At 69.3% G+C, this 5,134-nt stretch carries 7 protein-coding genes; 4 read left to right on the top strand and 3 right to left on the bottom strand.

Features of this window, described 5'->3' with window-relative positions; genetic code table 11:
• From VF794_RS04910 to VF794_RS04925, 4 genes are all read left to right on the top strand, one after another.
• A partial coding sequence (locus VF794_RS04910) for a dirigent protein (RefSeq protein ID WP_331108010.1) occupies window positions 1-301 on the top strand: 301 nt, incomplete at its 5' end.
• Between the two features lie 21 nt (window positions 302-322).
• On the top strand, window positions 323-1,063 hold the full coding sequence (fabG, locus tag VF794_RS04915) for a 3-oxoacyl-ACP reductase FabG (RefSeq protein WP_331108011.1): 741 nt from the start codon (window positions 323-325) through the stop codon (window positions 1,061-1,063).
• Window positions 1,060-1,731 carry a nitroreductase family protein gene (locus tag VF794_RS04920; protein ID WP_331108012.1) on the top strand — a complete coding sequence of 224 codons (672 nt, stop codon included), beginning with the start codon at window positions 1,060-1,062 and terminating at the stop codon, window positions 1,729-1,731. Before fabG ends, VF794_RS04920 begins: the two co-directional genes overlap by 4 nt.
• Window positions 1,728-2,141, top strand: a complete 414-nt coding sequence (locus VF794_RS04925; protein ID WP_331108013.1) for a phosphopantetheine-binding protein — start codon at window positions 1,728-1,730, stop codon at window positions 2,139-2,141. The genes VF794_RS04920 and VF794_RS04925 overlap by 4 nt, the downstream gene beginning before the upstream one ends.
• A 16-nt stretch (window positions 2,142-2,157) precedes the next feature.
• Here the strand turns inward: VF794_RS04925 and VF794_RS04930 are convergent, their stop codons facing one another.
• From VF794_RS04930 to VF794_RS04940, 3 genes are all read right to left on the bottom strand, one after another.
• A complete protein-coding gene (locus tag VF794_RS04930; RefSeq protein WP_331108014.1) occupies window positions 2,158-3,597 on the bottom strand; it encodes a radical SAM protein in 1,440 nt (479 codons plus the stop codon).
• Window positions 3,594-4,124, bottom strand: a complete 531-nt coding sequence (locus tag VF794_RS04935) for a hypothetical protein (RefSeq protein ID WP_331108015.1) — start codon at window positions 4,122-4,124, stop codon at window positions 3,594-3,596. Before VF794_RS04935 ends, VF794_RS04930 begins: the two co-directional genes overlap by 4 nt.
• Window positions 4,124-5,134, bottom strand: a 1,011-nt coding sequence (locus tag VF794_RS04940; protein WP_331108016.1) for a zinc-binding dehydrogenase, incomplete at its 5' end; no start/stop codon positions are given. The genes VF794_RS04940 and VF794_RS04935, both read right to left, overlap by 1 nt.

Below are 5,134 nucleotides of genomic sequence, written 5' to 3' on the forward strand. Positions count from 1 at the left end.
GCCGGGCGACATGTTCGTGTTCGACCAGCCGTTGTTGAACGAGGCCCGAGAGGTCATCGGCGAGAACAGCGGCTTCTGCGTCCGTACCCTGCCCGGCAAATTCAATGAGTGTCAGTGGACGCTCACGATGGCCGACGGCACCATCACGGTCGCGGGCCGGGAAGCCGATACTGGCACCTCGCAGATCCCGATCGTCGGTGGCTCGGGCGCCTACCTGGGTGCGACGGGTGTGCTGGCCACCACCCCCAACGGAGACAGGACGTTCACCCAGGTGCTCACGATGCTGAAGCCGAAGCAGTGATGACTCGGGAGAGGTAGAGCCATGACTCGACCCGTTGCACTCGTCACTGGAGCCTCGCGAGGAATCGGCCGCGCCATCGCGCTGGAGCTGGCGAAGCGTGGCCACGCGGTGGGCATCAACTTCCTCCAGAACGAGGCCCGGGCCGCCGAGATGGTGGAGGCACTCGAGGCACTCGGCGTGGAAGCCCTCGCCCTGCGCGCGGACGTCTCCTCCGCCTCCGAGGTGGCCGAGATGTTCCGGCGCCTGGAGGAGACGCTCGGAGAGCCCTCGGTGCTGGTGTGCAACGCCGGCACCACCCGGGACACGCTGCTGGGCGCGAGCGAGCCCTCCGACTTCGACTCCGTCCTCCGGGTCAACCTGGACGGCGTGGTGAACTGCTGCCGCGAGGCGAGCCGGCGGATGATGGCGCGTCGACGGGGCTCCATCGTCACGCTCTCCTCGGTGTCCGCGCAGCGCCCCGGCCGGGGGCAGAGCAACTACGCCGCCTCCAAGGGGGCGGTGGAGTCCTTCACCCGGGCCCTGGCGGTGGAGCTCGCCCCCCGAGGCATCCGCGTGAACGCGGTGGCGCCCGGCCTCATCGAGACGGACATGACGTCCGATCTCCAGGCGCTCGCGCCCGAGGAGCTGAAGCGCCGCGTCCTCCTGCGCCGCCTCGGACGCCCCGAGGAGGTGGCCCGCGTCGTCGCCTTCCTCTGTGGTGACGAGGCGAGCTATGTCACCGGCCAGGTGTGGAACGTGGATGGAGGGTTCAAGCTGGAATGAAGACCGGAGAGGACATGCTGGGCTGGCTGCGCACGCGCCGCAGCGTGCGGAACTTCCGAGCCGACCCCATCGGGCGCGAGGTGCTGGAGCGGTTGATGCTGGCCGCGACGACCGCGCCCTCGAACACCAACCGCCAGCCGTGGCGCTTCGCCGTGGTGACGAGCGCCCGCCAGCGCCAGGCCATCGCCACCGCCGTCCGGGAGCGCGCCGAGGAGATGAAGGCCATCATCCGCCGGGGCCACCACGCGGAGGACTTCGGCAACTACGGCGACTTCTTCCACGAGCCGCTGGAGAGCGCGGCGGCCATCGTGGTGCCGCAGTACCGGGAGTACCCGGACCTCATCGCCAACCTGCTGGAGTCCGGAGGCGCCAACCCGAAGGACTTCCACACCGCGAGCGCGATGCAGGCCGAGCTGTGCTCCACGAGCGCCGCCTGCATGGCGCTGCTCGTCCAGGCGCATGCCGAGGGTCTGGGGGCATGCTGGATGGCGGGGCCGATGGTCGCGAAGGACCGCATCGGCGCCCTGTTGGACATCCGCGAGCCCTGGAGGATGGTGGGAGCCATCGCCCTGGGCTGGCCCGCCGAGACTCCCCAGGTCCAGCCGCGCAAGGGGCTGGACCGGGTGGTGACGTGGTTCGAAGATGCGCCCGGAGAGGACTCGCCATGACGCAGCCCGCGCAGCAGGTGGAGAAGGACGTGGTCCAGGTGGTCCGCGAGGTCATCGCCGAGGCACTCGCCCGGGACGTCTCCGAGGTCCAACCCGAGCACAACCTGATGGAGGACCTGGGCGCCGAGTCGCTCGACTTCCTCGACATCGTCTTCAAGCTGGAGCGCGCCTTCGGCATCCAAATCACCCGCGGCGAGATGGAGCGCGCGGCGCGCGGGGACATGTCGGACGAGGAGTTCGCCCCGGCGGGAGTCATCTCCGAGGCGGGCCTCGCCCGGCTGCGCGAGCTGATGCCCGAGGCAGCCGACCGCATCAAGCCGGGCTTGCGCCCGGTGCAGATCCTCGCGCTGTTCTCGGTGAGGACCTTCGTCAACCTGGCCGAGGCCAAGCGACAAGGGCGCACCGCCTGACGCTGGCCGGGCCAGTCTACTTCCGGCCGGATCCGAGGGTGTGCAGCGGCGGTCGAGGCACTTTCATGAAACGCGAATCGCGCTCACGGTAGAGCACGTTGTAGGCGCAGGAAGGCACATTGGTGCCATCTGGCTCGCGCACCCCCACGGGGCAGGCGCGGATGCGATCCGTGTCGAACGTCTCCTCGTCCATGTGCGCATGGACATACAGCGCCTTGGTGTTGGCCTCGGCGATGCGCAGCCGCTCCTCCTCGGAGAGCCCCGGTGCGAAGAGTTCTTGCGTCAGCCGCTTGAGCGCCGCGAGCACCTCGTCACGCTCCTCGCAGGCGATCTCTCCCGCCCATAGCCGGTTGATGAGATCCTGGAGCCGGCCCTCCAGCTCCGGCCCGGGCTCCAGGTAGAGCGCGCCGCCAAACAGGGCGCGCAGATCCTTCCAGTCCATGAAGCGCGTGAAGGGCAGCCAGCGCTCCGGCCCGAGCCGCAGCACATAGGTGACGAGGTAGCAGAGCGGGTGCGCCGCGGGAGAGGGCACGAAGTCCCGCACGCGCAGCTTCCCCCCGGTCTGCCGCTCGATGTCCTTCAGCACGTCCACGGTGGTGTACCGCGCGCCGCGAGAGAAGGACGCACCGCTTTGCCCGGTGAAGGTGAGTGTGTGCAATTCCAGGCTGCGGATGAAGTCCTTGGACAGCGCGAGCTCGATGAAACGGGCCACCTCGTGGTCGTTCACTCCGCGTGCGAGCACGGGCAACAGCGTGGTGTTGACGTGGTGCTTCTCCAGCAGGGCCAGCACGCGCTGCTTGGGCGCCGCGAAGTCTCCGCCCAGCATGTCCCGGTTGGCCTGCTTCTCGAACGAGTCGAATGAGAGGATGACGCGCGCGTCCAGCCGGGCGAGCTTCTCCAGCAGCCACTCGTCCTTGAGGAAGCGCATGCCGTGCGTGGAGAGGGTGATGCGGCGGATGCCCTCCTCGTGGCACAGCTCCACCAGCCGCTCGAAGGCCGGATGCTGCGTGGGCTCGCCACCGGTGAGGTTGATGATGCGCCGCTCGGGCGCGGCCAGGCGGAGGTGCCGGAGGAGGGAGCGCAACTCCTCCTCGCTCATGTGCCAGGCGCCCGCGTTCTTGTTGTGCGTGTAGCAGATGGGGCAGTCGAGGTTGCACGCCGAGGTGATGGGCACGATGGGCAGTTGCAGCCGCTGCTCGTGCTTCGTGCAGGGACCGCAGTCGTAGGGGCAGCCCTGGGAGACCGCCTTGCGCGCGGCCGGCGCCACCAGCTCCGGTGGGTACGCCATCACCTGCTCGTACCAACCCGCGTCCGAGGAGACGACCACCTCCGCCGGGCCGTGCTCGGGGCATACCTTGGCCATCACCACTTGCTCTCCGCGCCGCCACAGCTCGGCGGGGACGGTGCGCTTGCAGCTCGAGCAGAGGCTCGTCGTCGTGTGCAGCCGGGTGCTCATGTGTCCCTCTTATAAACGCGCTGGAGCAACAGCTCCGCGCCGAAGAGCAGGCCCAGGGCCTCCAAGGCGTGGAAGACGCGCACGGGCCACACGCCCGGGAGCACGTCCTTCGTGGGTCCCCAGGCCTCGTGGACCAGGTTGATGTTGAGCGCTGGAGGCGTGAGCAGGATGCTCACGGCGAGCAGGATGAGCACGGCGCCCCAGGCCGCCAGCCAGGTGCGAGGCGGGAGGCCCGTATGGCGCAGCGCCACCCCCCCCGCCACCAGCGGGAGGAGGTGCACCAGCCAGGACGTCGGCGATGGCCGCTCTCCGAAAGCCACGTCGATCAGGAAGGCCGGCATCCCCATGCCAACATGGATCAGGAAACCGAGCGCCACCAACCCCTGGACCGAGGCCAGCAGCCCCACGGCCAGGAGGGTGGAGGCGACATGGCAGATCCACAGCAGCTCGGGCAGGCGCGCCTGTCCTTTCGTGGCGGCGTGGAGCCCCAGCGCCGCCAGCAGGGCGAGCCCGAGCCCTCGCCGCATCAGCTCCAGGGCTCCACCAGGATCTTCGCGTGCCACTCGGGAGTGGCCAGCACGTCGAACGCCTGTTTCACCTCGTCGAGCGCGACGCGGCCGGTGATGAGCGGCGCCACGTCGATCTCCCCCTCCGACACGTGGCGCAGGGTGCGCGCGAACTCCTCGGGCGTGTAGGCCAGGGAGTATTGGATTTGAAGCTCCTTGTAGATGGCCACCATCGGGTCGTACTGATCGAACTGCATGCACACGCCCACCACGACGATGCGGGAGGCCGGTGGGGCCCCCGTGATCAACTGCTGGAGCATGCCCGGCACACCCACGCACTCGAAGAGCACCGCGGAGCGCCGCTGGGGCGTCGCGTGCTCCGCCCAGATTTCATAGGGCGAGCGCTGGGCGGGATCGATGACGACCTCCGCCCCCATCTTCTCCGCCAGCGTGCGGCGGGCGCGCGAATAGTCCGCGGCGAGGATGGGCCCCACGCCCTTGAGCTTGAGGGCCGCGATGACCGCCAGCCCCACCGGGCCGCAGCCGATCACGAGCGGCACCTCTCCTCCCTGGAACGCGGCCTTGGCCACGGCGTGGATGCCCACGGACATCGGCTCGACCAGGGCGGCATGCTCGGTGGACAGCCCGTTGGGGACCTCCTGGAGGAGCGCCGGATCGAGCAGCATCATCTGCCCGAAGCCTCCTGGCAGCACGTTCGAGTACCCGATGGTCCGCACGCCGTCCGCTCCGAACGTGAGCGGAACGCAGGTCACCCGCGTTCCGGGCCGCAGCCGGCGCTCGGTGCCGGGGCCGTAGTCGATCACCTCGGCGCAGAACTCGTGGCCCAACACGATGTCACGCGAGAGATCCATGATCTCCGGAGCGCCCGCGCGCCGCAGCGAGTCGACGAAGGGATGGGCGTGCTTGACGGCGTGCAGGTCGGAACCGCAGATGCCGCAGGCCAGCGTCTTGACCAGCACCTGCCCCTTGGCGGGGACCGGATCCGGCAGGGTGTCGACGACGAGGTTTCC

Origin of the sequence: Archangium sp. (genome assembly GCF_036389735.1) — a bacterium.
Taxonomy (GTDB): domain Bacteria; phylum Myxococcota; class Myxococcia; order Myxococcales; family Myxococcaceae; genus Archangium.

Bases quoted from the DNA above. Each gene is read 5' to 3' on its own strand.
- fabG (WP_331108011.1), top strand. From the start codon at position 323: ATGACTCGACCCGTTGCACTCGTCACTGGAGCCTCGCGAGGAATCGGC.
- VF794_RS04920 (WP_331108012.1), top strand. From the start codon at position 1,060: ATGAAGACCGGAGAGGACATGCTGGGCTGGCTGCGCACGCGCCGCAGC.
- VF794_RS04925 (WP_331108013.1), top strand. From the start codon at position 1,728: ATGACGCAGCCCGCGCAGCAGGTGGAGAAGGACGTGGTCCAGGTGGTC.
- VF794_RS04930 (WP_331108014.1), bottom strand. From the start codon at position 3,597: ATGAGCACCCGGCTGCACACGACGACGAGCCTCTGCTCGAGCTGCAAG.
- VF794_RS04935 (WP_331108015.1), bottom strand. From the start codon at position 4,124: ATGCGGCGAGGGCTCGGGCTCGCCCTGCTGGCGGCGCTGGGGCTCCAC.